Source organism: Noviherbaspirillum aerium, from assembly GCF_008929045.1.
Taxonomy (GTDB): domain Bacteria; phylum Pseudomonadota; class Gammaproteobacteria; order Burkholderiales; family Burkholderiaceae_D; genus Noviherbaspirillum; species Noviherbaspirillum aerium.
On the sequence record NZ_VFAH01000006.1, the window covers coordinates 234,088 to 252,870 of the forward strand.

Annotated in this window: 11 protein-coding genes and 1 tRNA gene; 3 read left to right on the forward strand and 9 right to left on the reverse strand. The window is 59.1% G+C overall.

Translation table 11 applies throughout. The features are described from left to right. The first annotated feature begins 304 nt into the window (after positions 1–304). On the forward strand, positions 305–2,791 hold the full coding sequence (locus FH061_RS11745) for a hypothetical protein (RefSeq protein WP_151636008.1): 2,487 nt from the start codon (positions 305–307) through the stop codon (positions 2,789–2,791). A gap of 378 nt (positions 2,792–3,169) precedes the next feature. Here FH061_RS11745 and dsr1 read toward each other — a convergent pair whose 3' ends face one another. From dsr1 to pepN, 9 genes are all read right to left on the reverse strand, one after another. After that, positions 3,170–6,994: an anti-phage defense-associated sirtuin Dsr1 gene (gene dsr1 / locus FH061_RS11750; protein WP_151636009.1), complete on the reverse strand. Its 3,825-nt coding sequence runs from the start codon at positions 6,992–6,994 to the stop codon at positions 3,170–3,172. Continuing rightward, the gene (locus FH061_RS11755; protein ID WP_151636010.1) at positions 6,982–8,139 is read right to left on the reverse strand and encodes a restriction endonuclease subunit S domain-containing protein; all 1,158 of its coding nucleotides are present in this window, start codon (positions 8,137–8,139) and stop codon (positions 6,982–6,984) included. Before FH061_RS11755 ends, dsr1 begins: the two co-directional genes overlap by 13 nt. Next, the gene (locus FH061_RS31475) at positions 8,136–8,267 is read right to left on the reverse strand and encodes a hypothetical protein (protein WP_264158737.1); all 132 of its coding nucleotides are present in this window, start codon (positions 8,265–8,267) and stop codon (positions 8,136–8,138) included. Before FH061_RS31475 ends, FH061_RS11755 begins: the two co-directional genes overlap by 4 nt. After that, the gene (locus tag FH061_RS11760; protein WP_151636011.1) at positions 8,264–10,102 is read right to left on the reverse strand and encodes a class I SAM-dependent DNA methyltransferase; all 1,839 of its coding nucleotides are present in this window, start codon (positions 10,100–10,102) and stop codon (positions 8,264–8,266) included. Before FH061_RS11760 ends, FH061_RS31475 begins: the two co-directional genes overlap by 4 nt. A gap of 15 nt (positions 10,103–10,117) precedes the next feature. Then, complete coding sequence (gene hsdR / locus FH061_RS11765; RefSeq protein ID WP_151636073.1) at positions 10,118–12,532, reverse strand: EcoAI/FtnUII family type I restriction enzme subunit R; 2,415 nt, start codon at positions 12,530–12,532, stop codon at positions 10,118–10,120. Positions 12,533–12,543: 11 nt separating this feature from the next. Next, complete coding sequence (locus tag FH061_RS11770) at positions 12,544–12,867, reverse strand: HVO_A0114 family putative DNA-binding protein (protein ID WP_192805024.1); 324 nt, start codon at positions 12,865–12,867, stop codon at positions 12,544–12,546. A 473-nt stretch (positions 12,868–13,340) separates the two neighbouring features. Beyond that, positions 13,341–13,416, reverse strand: a tRNA-Thr gene (locus FH061_RS11775). Positions 13,417–13,578: 162 nt separating this feature from the next. Further along, a complete protein-coding gene (locus tag FH061_RS11780) occupies positions 13,579–14,580 on the reverse strand; it encodes a class 1 fructose-bisphosphatase (RefSeq protein ID WP_151636012.1) in 1,002 nt (333 codons plus the stop codon). 150 nt (positions 14,581–14,730) lie between these two features. After that, a complete protein-coding gene (gene pepN / locus FH061_RS11785) occupies positions 14,731–17,412 on the reverse strand; it encodes an aminopeptidase N (RefSeq protein ID WP_151636013.1) in 2,682 nt (893 codons plus the stop codon). 72 nt (positions 17,413–17,484) lie between these two features. On the opposite strand from pepN, the gene FH061_RS11790 reads away from it, so the two are divergent. Beyond that, positions 17,485–17,826, forward strand: coding sequence for a hypothetical protein (locus FH061_RS11790; RefSeq protein WP_151636014.1), 342 nt, complete (start codon positions 17,485–17,487; stop codon positions 17,824–17,826). A gap of 170 nt (positions 17,827–17,996) precedes the next feature. Further along, complete coding sequence (locus FH061_RS11795; RefSeq protein WP_151636015.1) at positions 17,997–18,632, forward strand: DUF4136 domain-containing protein; 636 nt, start codon at positions 17,997–17,999, stop codon at positions 18,630–18,632. Positions 18,633–18,783: the final 151 nt, after the last annotated feature.

An 18,783-nucleotide genomic window follows, 5' to 3' on the forward strand; every position in this document is an offset into this window, starting at 1 on the left:
ATGAAGAAGCGCCGTAACGGTTCCTTATGAACAATAATTGCTCGGCACACCCCGCGACGATCTGCTCTAAATTGATGCTCTGGGCTTGGTTCTAGACTAGGTTGTGAAAAAAACGGTACGATTCCAGCGCCACGAAAAGCCACTGGCATAGGGCCTTATGGGCTAATGATTGAATGATAACAACCAAAGTCGTGGCCGGTGGGCCCTTTTGCCATCGCCATCCATATTACTTTCTAGCCACTGCCCCACTCCCGAACCATTATCGATTCCTATGCCCTGCCATGCCTCCAATGCGTCGCGCCCGATGAATCCGTTGCTTGCCTTTCTGCCCGCATCGCGCTTGAAGCAGGCGCCACCGGCGCTAGCTCAGGCTCTACGCAGCTTTAGTACACAATCGCTGGCGCGACTGCAAACCGAAGCCGAGCGCCACCCGGCGCGGCCCCCTCTTCCTGACCAGCTAGATGCCGTTCCGGCGCAGCGCTGGCACTGGCTATGCTGGCTGTATGGGATTGCAGATATGAATGGAGGGTTGAACCAGATAGCTCCGCGCGGTCTACGCAATCGCATTGAACATCGTGCCAAGGATATGAGTGCAGCGGATCGCAAGGCGGCACTGTCGGTGCTCGAGAAAGATTTATTGGCGTTTTACTGGGGCAGCGTCGACAATGCTTTCGCGGCCTGGAGCGAAGCTCGTCAGCTCACTACATTGACGCTGCAGGAACGGCCGGTGCCGCAGTGGCTGGAAAAGCGGGCTGCCGAGCTGGCCTACGCCGCACAGATTACTCCACTTCTGCCGCGTCTAGTGGATTTGCTTACGCAGTGTGGCGTGCCCATGAACCACATTGATACGCCGCTTCCGCTCAAGCGCAAGAGCGATAACTTGCTGCCGTATCTGGCGCGCTGCGCGGTTTGTGACATTCCTCAGCGGTTCCTTTATACCCGCTTTGCGCGCATGTACCGCGCGTCGAAGGGGACCGACGTCAATGAAACGCCGTACCGGGCGTTGCTGTCACAGCTATATGCTGACGACGGCGCGTTTCTGGCGAAGCCAGCCCGAACCACTCTGTCGCCCGATTACGCGCACCTGCTTGACAGCAAGGAGATGCTGGCCGCGTTCATGAAGACTGCTGTGCTGCCGCAGTTTGGCGGCAATTTTCCTAGCCATAGCCAGCTCAAGAAGCATTGGACCCCAGCGACCGGTCAGCCCAGTACCGCCATGCTCTACAAAGCCGTAGTTAAGCTCTACGGAACATGGCGTGCACTGGCCGACCAGCATGAATTGCCAACGGCCTACTTGCGTGACCGCATCCCCTCTAAAGAAGACACGGTGTTGCGCTATCAGATGCTTGAGCCGCGCTTCGGTCGTCTGCCGACCCAGACAGAGATCCAGGCTGCCGATGGCGCGCTGTATGGGCACATTCGCCATCATTTCCGCGGTCTGCGTGGCCTATACAAGTCGCTTGGGATTCGTAAGCGGCGCGCTTGCGTGTGCGACGATGGTCAAACCGCCGACTCTTATGCCGAAGCGCTGCTCTACAATGCCTTGCTGCGCGAAAAGGCACGCTCGGGCAGCGCGTTGCGCGAAGTCGAGCTGCATGCCATCGTCGACCGCTGCGGCCGCGCGTCAGAGATAGATATGTTGGTCAACGGATGGCTGGTGATCGAGGTCGAGATGGTAGATTCCACCCGCCCGGACTTAGAAAAGAAGCCCATGTACGTTCCCAAGCAGGCTGCCAAAATCGCCGACCTAGTCAAAAGCGGCCACCGAGTCCTGCGCGTGCAGCAATATCAGGTGCTTGATGCCTACCGAAGCGACACCGTAGCGGAGATTCTCGCCATGCTGGCAGGCGAGCCCCCGGGCCCCTTCAACCGAGCCGTCACCATTGCTCATATTGGGACTGCGCCTAACAAGCCGCTAGGCTACTGGACGGATGCCCAGATCGCCTCCGACTTGCGGGCCGCAGCCAATGAAAAGGGTTTAATCAGCCTAGCGCAGGTCAGCACCGACCAGCAGTTCCGGGGCTTACGCGATGCGTTTAGCAGTCTTGACAAGCGCGTCCAGAGTCGCCTGCTTGCTAAAGCAGGGGTGCGGCTCTCCTCCCCGAACTGGTTTCATCCTGCGGCGCCGGGTAGTGCCGGCAGCGGCCAACTGTTAAGCCGCATCGGCCGTGCCTGTCTAATCCGCACGCTGCGCGCCACACGTGGAATTTTACCGTCCCGCCTTGCCTGGCCCGACGAATACAGCGTCGGCCTACCCATGGCATTGACCAAGCAGTTCGGTTCGCTGCGTACGCTGGCTGTTGCCGTCGACCTGGCGTGGATGGAAAACGGGTTTGCGGTAGTGCGCGCAGCGCGCACTGAAGCTATCAACAATGAGCCGGGAGAGACATCGCTGCAAAGAGCCGTGAACCGGGCCACCAAGCTCGGCTGGCGCTTCGGCATGGACGAATGGAAGAAGCTTCGCAAGGTGCTAGATGCGCACGCCCGCGGCGCCGTGCTAGCGCAGGTACTCAATCCCTGGCAGTACGCCGACGGCCGATTGCTGCCGCAAGCATGCAACCAACTGAGCGAACTGTTCAAAAAAAATCAGGGCATCTATCCAGTGCGCAACGCCTGGAGCGCTGTTGGTATGGACGCCTTACGGACGTTAATCCAGGACAGCGAATTGGGACCCGAGGCATTTTGCAAAGCTGTAGGCGTGGTGCGTGTTCGCACGGGCCAAACGCCTACGACATGGAACCCGCCGGAACAATGGCCGCCATTGGGCGTCCAGCGTCGTGTCAAGCATTAGCAACGTCAGCGCTTTCGCCTTCACGCAGCATTCATGTCTGAAAGGACAGACGCATCGTTTCTTAAGAAAAATCCATGGTTTGATGTGCTGTAATGCTCCTTTTGATTTCCTTCTGAAGTATGGAGTTAACTTCGACGCTAGATGGCTGGCCGGCACTCTAGCCTATCTAGCCAATCTTTCTTCCTCAGATCGCAAAGTAAAGTAATAATTGCATTATCGAAAGTAGAAGCAATCCCATGAAATTTGTCGCAAATGTACTCAACGACTGCCGCCTCAGCGACATCCTTCCCGGCCCAGAAGATGATGTTGACGGAGTGCTCGCGGCAATTGCCTTTGGCACTAATAAGGCGGGATGCTGCATGCATCGGCCACACCACCTCAGATTCCCCGTCTCCGCGAATACTCTTGAAGCCGCATGTAACGGGCATCTTGTCCAAGCTGTGGCGCAGCATACACAATCTCGTCTAAACATTGCCTCAACTCCCGAGGCGCCCACTGTTGATCGTCAATCACAACATCCAGCAGCCGCAGCGCATCCTCCGGGAATCGGTTGCATAAACCCGATTCGTGCAATAGATGCACGACGTAGTGCGGGTGTTCAATGGGCTGAAGCCAGTCTTGCACCGTAGCCAAAGCAGCCGGGAATTCTGACCGGGCAGCAATGATCAGCCGGGTCAATGAGTCAGCGATTCGCGGCGTGGCAAGGTCGCGGGACTTAGGCCAAACGTATTGCCAGAATGGCTTGATACGATTTTTCCAATAGTCCTCGCGCTGATCGGCGGCTCCTTCAAGAGCTTGGAATAGCGCCTGCGCGGATTCCTCTAGCCCCTCTTGAGGCAACGTCCCAAGAGCGGATCGGAACTCATCCACGGCGTAGCCCTCAGGCGACCCCAGCGCTGCGTAAGTCAGGAAGGCGGCGAACTGCTGGCGGTGTTCACCTAAGTCGATGTAGTGGTTTGCGCTTTCCAGAAATTGTGGTTTGAACGCGATCAACAAGGGCTGGTACAAGCGTGGCGACCACAGGAAACCTTCCCACACAGCTTTCGCTTCGCCCGGATTGTCCCAACGGAACAGGGGCAACAGATATTGCTCAGTCCAAGCTCGATCGACGCGGAAGAGCGCGATCAGTTGCGCCCCCAGCAGTACTCGGCCGTGGCGGAATCGGTCCACCTGAACATCGCAGAGTGCGGTAAAGAACGGCTTGATGTCGGTCGGAAGCTGATCGTTGTCGTTCGGATTCTGTTTGAGCCACAGATTAATCAGCGCTTGAGTGACATGCCCGACCGGATGATTGATCGCCTCGGTAACAGGTTGGTCAATCGGCTCGCCATTGCGCGTCATGCTGGTGCCTGCTTCGAGTGGCAGAGCCAAGACCCGCCGGCACAAATTCAACAGGATTTCCTCATGCTGATTGATCGACTTTGAAACGGTGTCGATCCACCACGTCACACCATGAGCAATCTCCTGGATGGTTGCGTCAGGCATGGTCTGCACAAGAGGCGCGGCGTATCGCCATGACCGCAGCACCATTCCTTCTTCACTCCAGGCCTGCAGTGCTTCGCGCCACCGACCGGCTGGCCATACCTCATCTCGTGCCAGATTGCATAGCGCGTACAGGCTGTGAAAGAAGCGGGTGCGGCAGACGTCCCGCCACGTGTCCTCGTAGAATGGTCGCCTTTCGGGCTGCGGCCTCGTCAGCCATTGAACGAGTTCTCGCCGCTTTCGAGGCGCAATGTCGACATCCCGGCTTTCTTCATAGTCCGGATCGCCGGTGCCGCTCATCCAGTGAGAGAACTCATCACGCTCATTGGCCGCCAACTGCCAATACGGGTATGCATTGGAAAGTTCCGCCAAGCGTGCCGCTGCGAGTGTCCCGAGTGCGAGGCGCGAGGCATTCAATTTAGCCAGATGCAGCCAGACTGAACGATCCACCAAGTTTTGCCACCGATCTAGCTCCAGATCATCACGGTACATCTTGCGCGGAGGGCCGGCTAAGATAGCGGACTCCAGACGTCCCTGAGCAGAGCCCGCTAAGTGGTGCCCCTGCAGAACCAAAAGTCTGAACACCTCCCGCCCTGTATCCATGGACCACAACCACCAAGCACCATCGGCTAACAACCAGTCCACCCACTGCTCCGGGGCGATGCAACCATCCCGGCTGGCTGCAAACAATGCTAGTCGTTTGAAGGTGGGATATGGGAGATCAAACCACCTCTGGGCAGTCCGCGTAGCACGAACGCTATCGATGCTGAGAACCGCCTGCCACGCATCGCGCAACAATTCAATCAGGCTTGTCCAGTCGCGGAAACCCCGGTTCTGCCAGTGCGGACTGATGGACGGAAGATCCCAGTGCGACGGGTCATTGCGGTCGTCGGCTTTACCCAACTCGTGCAACAAATCCAGTGCATCGCGCAGCAGTTGCTGAAGATCCTCCAGCAGTTGCGGCAAGGCAGACGTCCAGTGCTCGTCGACAAGGTCGCGTATAGCCGACTGCACATGATCGGCGGCCAGCACCAGCTCCCAGTCCACCAACTGCTTGATTTTCGTGGGCTCGTCCGTGTTTGGTTCTTCGTCGCCCCAGCGAAACGGCTCTTTCAGAGACACTCGAGGCGCGAGAAGTTCACGTAACTCCAAGCGCAGCGTAGTGGTCAGTCCCTCCCGCTTCAGTCGACCTTTCCAGCGATATAGATCGGAATCGTGCCACGGTGATTTCACCCGCCCGCTGAGCAGCAAGCGCCAGAGGGTACGCATTAAAGGCCCGGGGATGGCCTTGGGTGCGTGTGAGCGGACTTCATCCAGTTCGGCGGTCTTGCCTGCGTGCTCCAGTGAGATAAAGCGGTCTAGTTCGTGCTCGATGAGCCACAGCCATTTTTCGTGTAACTGGCCACCACGTTGTGCAATCCAGATGACCAGCTTAGGATCATCCAGGTGGCGCACCAACCAGCGAGCCAGATGGAACATTACGTCATCCCACTGGCTGCCGTTGATGCCACCGGCAGCCAGAAGCATCGCTGGAGCACGGTTATAGGGCGCAGGCCTGCGAATCAGGCTGAAGCGCAACTTGGCGTCCACCTCCTCGCGAGGGGGTACGCCGAAGCGGGCCAGATCGCTGTGCTGAAAACGTTCTTCCGAGAAGGCCTCGAGCAACCAGTCCAGCGACGGGGCGGGGTTGAAGTCAGCAAAACGTTTGGCTGGCAGTCCTGACTTGTCCGACAAGGCCCATAACATCCGACCGATAAAGTCGTCTTGCTGGGTACTCGCTGATGGCCGTGCTAGGGCGTGACTGACGACGATGCGCTCCTTGCCCAGTACTCCATCGCGGTAGGTTTCCGCCCAAGCGTGCAAGGATTTGTGCAGCGCCGAATGGTCATGGCTGCCGGTGGGCACTTCGTATAGGATGGGCGTTACGCCCTTGGCTTCCCACTCGATGGTCTTGCGGCGCTCTTGCCCCGGCGCGCAGTCGCCCAATGCCCAGGCTTGCGGCGTGACTTCGCCCAGCATGCGGTCGGCGGCCAGCGCATCCATCATATAGCGCAGCACCGGATCGTTAATGCTGTAACCCACGAAGCACACCACGTAATTGCGGAATAGCTCGCTCACGAAGCGGGCTGCCCAGCGTTCGGTTAGGTAGGCCAGGCCGAAATCGCCGCTGGTGATTACCAAGCGGTTCAATGCGGTGTCATCCATTGTTTCGGGCAGCAGGCCGTGTAGATAGACTAATCCATTCCAGCGGCTGTTCTTTGGAATAGGCAACATCGGCGCGGCATACGCTTGGAACGCTTGTCCTGTGCGATTAGCCGCCGTATGAAACACGCGGTCGAAGTTGGTAGTAACCAGCCGTAGCGCACCTTCACGGCTGCGCGCCAGCCGCAAAAGTGCCGCCTGCGTATCGGTGGCCCCCTTGCGGCGCAATTTAGGTTTGAGTGCCTGAATCAACGCGCGTCGGACGGCCAAGCGCTGCCCCGGCAGACGTCGCTGCAGCAGATCGAGCGTGGCGTCGAACTGCCCACGGTCCAACGCCTCGCGCTCAATGTCCGAGGGCGCCGTGCCGTTCAGTCGGTAAATTTGCTCCACCAGCCCCTTGAAGCCCGGCAGGCCTGCGGGATAGGAAATGCCCGCACCGCAAAAAAACACCACGCGGCCCTCCTCATGGGCCTGCAAGAGCGCATCCGGGATGTCGGGGCCGCGGGTTACGAACTGCATTCAATGCCCCCAGTAAACACCCGCTCCAGCGTGGCCGGCAGCAGCGCGGTGTTTGCCTGGCGAATGGCGGTGTGTTTGGCCTTGAGGGGAGCCTGCCTTTTTAGAATTTCAACAATTCGTAACTGATCGTCGAAGAGCGGCATCGGCAACTCGATGTTCAGAAACTGCTCAGGCCGCGTACGCTCGCGTCTGGCGCCTACGCCCCGCGTCGCGTTCTGGAGTTGTGACCAGAACCACTTCGTCCTCACTAATTCGCCGAAGTATTCGTCGCTGGCTAGGCTTGGTTTGCACCGAAAGGTACGGTATTCCGGAGATACGAACCAGCCGTCAAGCTCCTTCGGGCAGCGCGCAATCGCGCCCTCCCAACCCTTAACTTGGCTGAGTACGATTGCGCCCTCGTAGAGGCGATTGAATGCCTTATAGGAAGTGTCGGTGCCACCGACCGCTGCCTTCGAAAACAGCCCTCCACCGAAACCACGGACCCCGACTTGCGGGTAACTCCCGGTAGCCGTCACGGCTTCGGGAAGCTCTACCAGTTCCAGTACGTCATTGAGCTGTACACGGCGATTACCCGCCAATTGGTGGTGCAAGCTCAGTAGCAGCGATGAGGAGATGCGCTCGACAGCGTCCAGATGCGCTTCAACCTGTCGGGTTTTCTCGGCTAGTGCGTCGAGGCGGGCGGCGAGCGCTCGTTGCTCGGTCAGCGGTGGGAGCGCAATTTGCTGATCAAGGAAACGGTCTTCCTTGATACGTACTCGATTGGTGGTGCCTTCACTGGCCGCCTTACACAGTTCGACGAAGGGAGCAGAGCGCACCAACCAGCCCATGAATGTGGGGGCACACTGGTTCAGATCACGAAACTCGAACGAGGGAAAGTCGTTACTGACAATTGCACCGTCAAGTTCCGGCGGTACCAAACCTATCGCGCCATTGCGCGCGTCAATCTTGGAAAGGATCAACTGGTTGGCACGCACAACACGACGCACCGAAATGACATCGCTGCCACGCACTTTGCCCCGGCTAACGACGCCTTTTCCCCACAGCCTGATTGTGACCTCGTGATACTCAGCCATCGGGTTAAGCATGGTGGATTCGTCGGAGCGCCGAAGCAACGCGCCCAGGGCAACTTTTGGCCACACCTTCATTCGCCGACCTCCGCATTGACGTTGCGCGCGAAAGCACGACGAGCCGCTTCCAACAGTGCGACGATGTCGGTGTGGACGGCGGCATACTCGGCGCGCACTGAGATTACGGGCCTAGTGAATTCTGTCATGCTTGTACCTCGGCGACCAAGATTTCAATCTCGCCTAGGAGGCGCATCACCTCCACCTCGTGACTGCGCATAGAGGCAATCAAGTCTTTCGGGTTGGCGTGTTCCAGCCCCGCCTTGGCATTGGGATTCTTGAGGTCCAGGTTATAGATGGGCCAGTACAGGCTATCGCCTTCTGCTTGCGACGCCTTGGCTGCCTGTTCGAGGGCTTGCTGCTCGGCCTTTAGCGCGCGCAGTTTATCTTGTAGCGCAACCTTGTCGCCGTTCGCCCCCTGAATGGACTGCTCCAACCCGCGGATCGGCTTGCCCAGAGCGATGGCGGCATTTCGTTCGTTCTCCGCTCGATTCCAGTGCGGACTAGCCGCTTCAATGGCGGCGATCCGCTTGTCAGAGAAATCCACCTTCCAAGCCTGTGGGCCGTCTTCTCGGGCATTCCACCACGCCAGTGCTGGAGCAAACTCTTCAAACTGCAATGGCGCAGTCTTACTGTACTTCTTGCGGCCTTCGGGCAGCGGCAGTTCGTAGTACCAAATGGTGTCGGTGGGGCCTCCGCGCTCGAAGAACAGCAGGTTAGCCGGAATGTCCGTGTAGGGAGCGAACACACCCTGCGGCAGACGCACGATGGTGTGGAGCTTGAACTCCTTGAGCAGTTCTTCCTTGATAACAGCGCAGACGCCATCACCAAACAGGGTGCCGTTGGGCACAACCACGGCGGCTCGGCCACCACGGGCTGTAGGCTTGCGGCCGGGCATCGGCGCCCCAGCCACGCGCAACTTCCGCATGATGTATTGCAGGAACAGCAGTGCAGTTTCAGACGTCTGCATATTGGGAGGGAAGTTGCCTTTAATGGCTGCTTCTTCCTCACCGCCGAAAGGCGGATTGGTGAGGATCACGTCCACGCGCTCGCTGTGGCCGATCTCGTTGACCCGGCGAACCAACGTATTGCCGTAGGCAATCTGCGGCGCTTCCAGTCCGTGCAGCAGAAGGTTCATCTGCGCCAGCATGTAGGGCAGAGGCTTGGCTTCCTGACCGTAGAGAGTGTCCCATTGCAGGGCGCGGCGCAGGTCCGGAGTGGCCACCTGCGGGGCAATGTGGTCGTAGGCTTCAACCAGAAAGCCGCCGGTGCCGCAGGCCGGGTCGAGTACGGTTTCACCAAGGCGCGGATCGGTCACTTGCACCATAAAGCGCACCACTGGGCGCGGGGTGTAGAACTCGCCAGCATCGCCCGCCGCGTCGCGCATCTCGCGCAACATCGACTCGTACAGGTGCGAAAGGGTATGAATTTCCTCGCTAGCCGAGAAGTGGATGCTGTTGATCTTATTGAGGATATCGCGCAGCAAATAGCCGCTGACCATGCGATTCTGGACGCCCTTGAACACGTTGGAGATGACTTCGCGCTGGCTGCCTTTTTCACCTTCGCCTGCTAGGCCGCGCAGGTAGGCAAACAGGCCCTTGCCAGGGCTGCCATCGGCGCGCACGGTGAGTTCCTGGCTGATGAAGGCCAGCAGTTCGTCGCCGGTGATGCCATCTTCGCGGGCAGCCCAATCGCGCCAGCGGTAAGGCGCTTCGATGATGGGCTGATAGCGCTTTCCGTCGAGTTCGGCCTCTTCCTCGTGGACGATTTCCAGGTCATCGAAGAACTTGAGGAACATCACCCAGGTGAGCAGTGGCAGGCGGTCTACATCACCGTTGAGGCCTTTATCCTTGCGCAGGATCTTGCGCGCGCTACCAATCAGCGCCGAGAGGTTTTCGCGAGTGGTGAGTGGCGCCTTGGCCTTGCGTGGTGCTCGTGGCTTATTTTCAGCAGTTGTCGTAATGGATTTGGTGGAACGGGCCATCGGGTCGGGTTCTCGTTATTGGTAGAGCGCGGTCTGTAGCTGGAAGATTGCGTCCTTCATGCCGTGTACGCCGCCGAAGTGGCGCGCGGCGATTTCAGAAGGACTGCCATAGCGGTCAAAGGGTTGCACCTTCATCAACTCGGACAGCGCGTTAAATTGCAGGATGCCGCGCTCGATATAACGGTCAAGCAGCAGCGTAAGGATTTCGCGAGCGGTGTCACCATGCTGGGCGAAAAGGTCTTGGGCCTGCCGCTTGGCAGCGTCCGCACGCTGGCGGCGAGTGAGCAGCGGCGCATTCCATGCCAGATGGCACAGCAAGTCAAACGGATCGGCGTCGGGCTGCTCGCTGGTGGCGGCTAGCTCCTCGAAGCTGATGCCGCGCTCGGTCAGCTCGCGCAGCACCTCGGCGCGGGTGTCGGGGTTGGCCCAAGCTGATTGCAGCGCCTCGCGGGTGGGGTACAGGGTACGCACGGCGCGGCCCGAGTACTCGGTGTACTTGACCACCTGCAGCTTCTTGCCATCGGTGTCGAGGTCGTAGACCAGATGGCCGATCACTTCGACTTCACCACCGTCGATGTAGAACTTACGTGGTTCTGCCGGTGGGTCATTAATGAGAATGCCGGTGACGGACCCGATTTGTTCCTCGGGAATCTCGTGCACCAGCGGTTCGTCTTCCTGCGGCGCCTCCGCTTCGGCTTCAGTAATGCCGACCTGTTCCCCGGTTTCATCGACCGTAACTTCCTCGATCCGTGCCGGATCGCCGTCGAAGTCGGGGTCGGCAAAGTGCCGGGTGGCCGCGCCGGTGAAATCGATGATATTGAAGTACTCCTTACCATAATCCACCTTCAGCCGCGTGCCGCGACCGACGATTTGCTTAAACTCGGAGCGAGAGCCCACCACACGCGCCAGCACCACATTCTTGACCATCTCAGCATCAACGCCCGTGGTCAGCAACTGCGACGTAGTGAGTATGACAGGCGTAGGTTTGTCTACGTCCTGAAAGTGCGACAGATGGGTCAGGCCGATGGTGCCCTCGTCGGCAGTCACGCGGCATACGTAATCGGGATACTGCTTGGCGAGGTCGCTGTTGAGGTTGATCAGCTCCTGCCGCATCTCAGCGGCGTGTTCCTGATCGACGCAGAATACTAAAGTCTTGGCGAACGGATCGGTACCCTTGAGCAGATCCGTCAGGTGCCGGGCGATTGCCCGCGTGCGCGAGCGCAGAGCGACGACACGCTCGAAATCTTTGGTCTGATATTCCTCATCAGGCACTGCTCGGCCGTAGCGGTCTAGTTCATCCTTGCTAGGACGCCAACCAGCAGCGTCCACGGTAGTGATAACGCGGTGCACACGGTACGGGGCGAGGAAGCCATCGTCAATGCCTTGACGCAAGCTGTAGGTGTAGACGGGGTTGCCGAAGTATTCGTAGCTGTCGCGCGATTCTTCGCGCAGCGGCGTGGCCGTCATTCCGAACTGCGCGGCGGGTTCGAAGTAGTCCAGTACCGCACGCCAAGCGCTCTCTTCACGGCTGGAGCCACGATGGCATTCGTCAATGATGATGAGGTCGAAGAAATCCGGGCGATACTGGCGGAATACATCAGCGCTGGCGGTGGAAAGTGCCTGATAGATGCCGAAGTACATATCCCGGCTTTGGCTGGTGTCGCCGCCCGCGATCTTGTGGCGGGCATCGCCGAAGGGCGCGAACATCTTGGCCATCGGGTCATCGACCAAGATATTGCGGTCAGCCAAGAATAGGATCTTTGGGCGACGGTATTCCCCTGTGCGATTCCAGCGGCTGCTCCACAGCTTCCAGCAGATCTGGAAGGCCACGCAGGTCTTGCCAGTCCCCGTGGCCAGCGTGGCGAGGATGCGCTTCTGCCCTCGAAGGATGGCCTCGATCACGCGATGGATCGCGATCTGCTGGTAGTATCGAGGCACCTTGCCGGAAACAAGGTTGAATGGTTCCAGCAAATGGGTTGCCGAGGCTAGGGGCATTTGCGTGGCGGCCGTCAGGCGGGCAAAGAGTTCGTCGGGCGTGGCGTAGCGATCCACTTCGCGCTCAGTACCTTTGGTGTAGTCAATCTCGATGATGCGATGGCCGTTTGTGGCATATGCGAACTTGAGGCCTAGAATTTCCGCATACTCGCGCGCCTGTTGCACGCCGGTTTCGGCTGGCGAACCAATTTCCTTGGCTTCCACCACCGCCAGGGGATAGTCGCGACGGTAGTAAAGGAGGTAGTCGGCACGTCTCTGCTTGCCGCGCCGCACCTTGCCGCCCGCCACGATAATGCGGCCATTTGTGAAGCTGCGTTGCTCACCTATGACGTGCGGTGCTGCACCCCAGCCGGCCTCGACCAGTTTGGGCGTAACGAATTCGCGACAGGTATCCGCTTCGGTGATCACGACATCTCGCATCGCCTCCCCCTTCATTGTGTCGCTCTTCAATCGATCGTGATATTGAAATTGGGCGCCAGCGCGATGTGCTCGATTTCGCGGGCGTTCTTCTTCAGCGCCACCAATTCATAGCCTTCCATCATGCGCAGTGTGCGGGACACGTTCGGCCCCTTCCACCCAGTGCGTTCAGCTAACTCGGTCAGTGACTTGGGACGCCTGTCATGGATACGGCGTAGCACTGGCTGGTTTTCTTCTGAGAGCACTGCCGCCATCGTGGCCTTCGCCGGAAACCACACTGTCGGCACATTTTTACCAACGGCTTCCCCTTCCGGTTCGCCAAGACGACGAATACTGGCGACGCAGCGTTTCATTTCGAATGCCCTGATCGGTTTTACATGAGTTAGCTATTTTATCAATGTGCCTCAACAGCAATCTTCTTTTGATGAAAAATCTTTTTCGTTTGACTTCTCGATCATCCGATATGCGAATGGGGTCGTCGCAAATCGACCCGGTCCGCCACTATGAACACCAAGCCAACCATCCTCGACGCCTGCCTCGCCCGCACGGCCACGACTGGCACCAGCTTGGACCAAACCACCTACCATTTACCTACCGACGATAAAAAAACAAAAGGGTTAGCGACCATTTCTTCGCTAACCCTTTGATTTTATTGGTGGGCCTCCCGTGAGTCGAACACGGCACCAACGGATTATGCGTCCGTGCACTCAAACCAGACGAATGATTCAATGTGGCCTATCTGCTTTGCTGGGGTACACACGGGGTACACAACATAAAACTAAGCAACATTCCATCCAACCAATCCGCTGCAAGTCTTTGAATTTATTGGTGCCGCTGACCGGAATCGAACTGGTGACCTTCGCATTACGAATGCGCTGCTCTACCGACTGAGCTACAGCGGCTACTCATGAAACCGACGCCCCTTTAAATTACTGCAGGAACGGGGCGTTTAAGAGAGAAGATTATTCTAGCAAAAAACATTTCAGCCTTGCTAGAGCCGATGGCGCCGGGCTTAATGCAAAACAAATTTCCTGCTTTCATTAACACTGCCCGGCGCCAGACCTTTACTCGTTGTGGTATCCGGTTACCCGCTCCACCTCGTTCTTCGATCCCAGGAACACCGCAACCCGCTCATGCAGCTTCTGCGGCTGAATATCCAGAATCCGCTGCTTGCCGTTGGTCGCCGCGCCGCCGGCCTGTTCGACGATGAAGGCCATCGGGTTGGCTTCGTACATCAGGCGCAGCTTGCCTGGCTTGTCCGGTTCGCGGGCGTCGGCCGGGTACATGAAGATGCCGCCGCGGTTGAGGATGCGGTGTACGTCGGCGACCATGGAGGCGATCCAGCGCATGTTGAAGTTCTTGCCGCGCGGGCCGGTGTCGCCGGACTGGAGTTCATCAATGTAGCGTTTGACCGGCGGATACCAGTGGCGGGCGTTGGAGGCGTTGATCGCGTATTCCTTGGTCTCGGCCGGGATCTGCATGTCACGCTGGGTGAGTACCCAGGAACCCATCTCGCGGTCGAGCGTGAAGCAGTTGACGCCGTCGCCGGTGGTCAGCACCAGCACGGTCTGCGGGCCGTAGACCGCGTAGCCGGCGGCGACCTGTTTCACGCCGGGCTGCAGGAAGTCCTTTTCGCTCGGTTCCTTCATGCCTTCCGGCGCCTTCAGCACCGAGAAGATGGTGCCGATGGAGACGTTGACGTCGATGTTGCTGGAGCCGTCGAGCGGATCGAACAGCAGCATGTATTCGCCCTTGGGATAGCGGTTGGGAATCGGGTGGATGGTTTCCATTTCCTCGGAAGCCATCGCGGCAAGGTGGCCGCCCCATTCATTGGCTTCGAGCAGGATCTCATTGGAGAGCACGTCGAGCTTCTTCTGCACTTCGCCCTGCACGTTCTCGCTGCCGGCGCTGCCGAGCACTTCGCCGAGCGCGCCCTTGCTGACGGCATGGCTGATGGTCTTGCAGGCGCGGGCGACGACTTCGATCAGCAGGCGCAGCTCGGCGGGGATGCTGTTGTGCAGGCGCTGCTCTTCGACCAGGTATTGGGTAAGGCTTATGCGTTTCATGGCGATTCCATTGGTTTAATAATAATTATGTTTCATGTCCGGCGGCTCGGCTGATCATGCCTCCCTTGCCGGCGCGGTTCCGATCGCGGGAACCGCGCGGCCATCGCAGGTGATTCTGCCCTGCGGCGGCCGGTCGGGTTTTGCCGCACATTAATGTGCGAGCGACTTGGTGATCACTTCATGCACGTCCTTGGACAGGGACTTGGTGGCGGCCACGCGCTGCAGCGCGGCGCGCATCCTGTCCTGCAGTTCCGGTGCGTACTTGCGCCAGCGGTCGAGGCTGCGCGCCAGGCGGGCGGCGACCTGCGGGTTGAGCGTGTTGAGGGCAATCACCTGGTCGGCCCAGAACTCGTAGCCGCTGCCGTCGGGCGCGTGGAACTGCGCGGGATTGCCGTTGCAGAAACTGAAGATCAGGCTGCGGGCGCGGTTCGGGTTCTTGAGGCTGAACGCCGGGTGATTCATCAGCTCGCGCACCGCGGCAACGTCGGTGTTGCGCGCCATGGCCTGCAGCGAGAACCACTTGTCGACCACCAGCGCTTCCTGCTTGAAGTCTTCATAGAAGCTGGCCAGCGCGGCTTGCCTGCCGGGCGCGTTGCTGTTGACCAGGGCCGACAGCGCCGCGATGCGGTCGGTCATGTTGTTGGCGTTGTCGTACTGGCTTTGCGCGAGCGCATGGGCATCGCCGTCGTCGAGTTCCATCACATAGGACAGCGCCAGGTTCTTCAGGCCGCGCTTGCCGGCGGATTCCGGGTCGGGGCTGTAGGTGCCGGGCGTGCGGTTGGACTGATACGCGACTTCCCATTGGAAGCGCAATGCCGACGCCATGGAGCGGCGCAGGAAACGGCGCACCCGGTGGATGGCTTGCGGATCCACCACATCCATCTGTTCCGCCACCACGCTTTCCGAAGGCAGCGTGAGCGCGAGTTCGCAGAATGCCGGATCGAGCGCGTTGTCGGTCAGCGTGGCGCGGAAGGCGGCGCTGAGCGCGCTTTCATCGGCGGCCTCGTTGAGAGCCTCGCCGCTCCTGACTGCCTCGGTGAGCGCCAGCATGCGGCGCATGGCAAGGCGCTGGCCGGCTTCCCAGCGGTTGAAGGCGTCGCTGTCGTTGGCCATCAGGAAGGCAAGTTGGGCATCGGTGTATTCGATGTCGAGGATGACCGGCGCCGAGAAGTTGCGCAGCACCGAAGGCACGGGCTCTTCGCGCACGTTGCGGAAATGGAAGGTCTGGCTCGGCTGCGTCAGTTCGAGCACCATGGTGGTCGGCGCGTCTTCCCCATCGTCGCCCTCGCCGCCTTCCACGCTGTCGAGCATCAGCGGCATGTCGCGACCGCCGCTGTCAAGCAGGCCGACCGCCACCGGGATGTGGAATGGCAGCTTGGTCGACTGGCCCGGGGTAGGCGGACAGGACTGGGTGAGCGTGATCATGTAGCTCTGCGCGACTTCATCGTAGCGGGTTTCGACCTTGACGCGCGGCGTGCCGGCCTGGCTGTACCAGAGTTCGAACTGGCTCAGGTCGCGGCCGCTGGCGTCGGCCATGGCGGCGCGGAAATCGTCGCAGGTCACGGCCTGCCCGTCATGCCGCTGGAAGTACAGGTCCATGCCCTTGCGGAAGCCGTCGCGGCCGAGCAGGGTCTGGTACATGCGCACCACTTCCGAACCCTTCTCGTAGATGGTGACGGTGTAGAAATTGTTGATCTCGACGTAGGAATCGGGCCGCACCGGATGCGCCATCGGGCCTGCGTCTTCCGGGAACTGCGCCTGGCGCAGCACACGCACATCTTCGATGCGCTTGACCGCGCGGCCGCTGTCGGTGCCGATCAGGTCGGCAGAGAATTCCTGGTCGCGGAAAACGGTGAGGCCTTCCTTCAGCGACAGCTGGAACCAGTCGCGGCAGGTGACGCGGTTGCCGGTCCAGTTGTGAAAGTATTCGTGGCCGACCACGGATTCGATGCCGGCATAGTCGGCATCGGTGGCGATGCGCGGATTGGCCAGCACATACTTGGTATTGAAGATGTTGAGGCCCTTGTTCTCCATCGCGCCCATGTTGAAGTCGCCGACGGCGACGATCATGAAGCGGTCGAGATCGAGCTCGAGGCCGAAGCGCTCTTCATCCCAGCGGATGCTGTTCTTCAGCGAATCCATCGCGTGCTGGGTCTTGTCGAGATTGCCTTCCTCCACCCAGACCTGCAGCAGCACTTCGCGGCCGGAGTTGAGCGTATAGGTTTCTTCCTGGCACACCAGCTGGCCCGCGACCAGCGCGAACAGGTAGGACGGCTTCTTGAACGGGTCTTCCCAGACCGCATAGTGACGGCCGTCCTCGAGTTCGCCCTCTTCGATCAGGTTGCCGTTGGACAGCAGCACCGGATACCGGGTCTTGTCGGCGCGCAACATGACCTTGTACTTGGACATGACATCGGGCCGGTCGGGGAAGAAGGTGATCTTGCGGAAACCTTCGGCTTCGCACTGGGTGAAGAAGTTGCCGTTCGACGTGTAGAGACCCATCAGCGAGGTATTCTGGTTGGGACGGATCGCGGTTTCGATTTCCAGCGTCACTTCGTCCGGCGCATTGAAGATTTCGAGAATGCCGTTGCCGAGCGAATAGCCGCGCTTGCCGACTTCCTTGCCGTTCATGCGCAGTTGCACGAGCTCAAGGCTTTCACCGTACAGCACGATGCTCTTGCTGCGGCTTGCCGTATTGCGGCTCAGGGTAAGGCGGGTGGCGACACGCGTCAGGTCGGGATCGAGGTCGAACCCCATCTCCACGGTATTGACCCAATAGGTTGGCGGCGTGTAATCCTTGCGGTATATGGCTTGGGGAGTATCGGTACGCATAGGCTGATGGAAACGGGAGATAATGGGGCAAAGTGGCATTTTACCAACCAACGGCAGCAGGAGCCTATTCCGATGAAATCATCCTTTGCGCTTTTCGTAGTTGCCATTTCGGCACTGCTTTCGGCGTGTACCCAGGAGCAGCAGAACCAGATCAGCCGCTCGGTCCAGAACTGGACCGGGACCAACGGCGTGCTTGAATACTATGCGGGCGACAAGCTGGTGCGGCGCTTCGTCCGCATCGACAAGATGACGACCGCCACCGGCACCGACGACGGTCGGCCGCGATCCTATCGCTTCGGTTATGGCGTGCTGGACGAGAACCTGAACATGATCGCGGACCCGGGCGAAAAGAAGGTGTATTTCGAGATCAGCGACTTCGGATCGAATTACATCTTCTTTGAAAATCCGCGCTGAGACATGCGCTGGCGCTTGGCCCGATCGGGAAGCGGCATCGGTCGGCAAAGCGGACCTTAGTGATTCAGGCTTGCTGTACGCACTGATAAAGTGGGTTACAAATATTTACGGAATTTTTAAGTCCTTTTCTTATTCTGAATTTTTATAAGTATCCAATCCGGAGAAAAGTAATGAAGCGATGGATGATCGCCATGCTGATGGCGGTTTCAACGGTGCTGCTCGGCGGCTGTGCAACCGGCACGATCAGGAGCAGCGTCACGGCCTTCCATGAATGGCCCAACACCTTGCCGAGCAAGACCTATGTATTCGAGCGAACCAAGGAGCAGAACGATAGCCTTGAATACCGCAACTATGAAAACCTGGTGCGCAACGAGCTTGCCCGTCTCGGCTTCGAGGAAGCGCCGGCGTCGGTGAAGCCGGCGTTGAAGGCTTCCCTCAACTACAGCATCAGCGGACGCGACGTGCGCGAGGTGTATCCGGTCGTAGTCAATCCGCATCCTTACTGGTATGGCCCCGCCTGGCGCGGCTACTACAGCCCGTTCTACGGCCCGTTCTATGATCCCTTCTGGTATGCGCCGCCGGTGGTCGAACAGCGCGTGTCGCAGTATCAGTTGTTCACGCGGCAATTGAAGATACAGCTGGCGGAGATGGCGGGCGGCAAGAAACTCTACGAGACCACGGTGGTGAGCGAAGGCACCAACAGCTCGCTGGCGGCGGTGATGCCTTACATGGTGCGCAGCGCTTTCACCGAGTTTCCGGGACCGAGCGGAGTGCCGCGGCGGGTGGAGTTGAAGCTGGAGCAGTAGTGCTTGTCGAATATCTATGAAGAGAAAGCGCCCTTTTGATAACGGGCGCTTTTTGTTTTGCGGTCTGCCTGGGTTGCGAAAGATGATAGCGCTGTGTTACTGCAACCGCAGTGAAGCCGACGGGCTAAGCTTGTCTTGCGTGAGCATGAAA

What these genes read in the sequence shown, in the direction of transcription:
- FH061_RS11745 (WP_151636008.1), top strand. Translation starts at nt 305, where the DNA reads ATGAATCCGTTGCTTGCCTTTCTGCCCGCATCGCGCTTGAAGCAGGCG.
- dsr1 (WP_151636009.1), bottom strand. Translation starts at nt 6,994, where the DNA reads ATGCAGTTCGTAACCCGCGGCCCCGACATCCCGGATGCGCTCTTGCAG.
- FH061_RS11755 (WP_151636010.1), bottom strand. Translation starts at nt 8,139, where the DNA reads ATGAAGGTGTGGCCAAAAGTTGCCCTGGGCGCGTTGCTTCGGCGCTCC.
- FH061_RS31475 (WP_264158737.1), bottom strand. Translation starts at nt 8,267, where the DNA reads ATGACAGAATTCACTAGGCCCGTAATCTCAGTGCGCGCCGAGTATGCC.
- FH061_RS11760 (WP_151636011.1), bottom strand. Translation starts at nt 10,102, where the DNA reads ATGGCCCGTTCCACCAAATCCATTACGACAACTGCTGAAAATAAGCCA.
- hsdR (WP_151636073.1), bottom strand. Translation starts at nt 12,532, where the DNA reads ATGAAGGGGGAGGCGATGCGAGATGTCGTGATCACCGAAGCGGATACC.
- FH061_RS11770 (WP_192805024.1), bottom strand. Translation starts at nt 12,867, where the DNA reads ATGAAACGCTGCGTCGCCAGTATTCGTCGTCTTGGCGAACCGGAAGGG.
- FH061_RS11780 (WP_151636012.1), bottom strand. Translation starts at nt 14,580, where the DNA reads ATGAAACGCATAAGCCTTACCCAATACCTGGTCGAAGAGCAGCGCCTG.
- pepN (WP_151636013.1), bottom strand. Translation starts at nt 17,412, where the DNA reads ATGCGTACCGATACTCCCCAAGCCATATACCGCAAGGATTACACGCCG.
- FH061_RS11790 (WP_151636014.1), top strand. Translation starts at nt 17,485, where the DNA reads ATGAAATCATCCTTTGCGCTTTTCGTAGTTGCCATTTCGGCACTGCTT.
- FH061_RS11795 (WP_151636015.1), top strand. Translation starts at nt 17,997, where the DNA reads ATGAAGCGATGGATGATCGCCATGCTGATGGCGGTTTCAACGGTGCTG.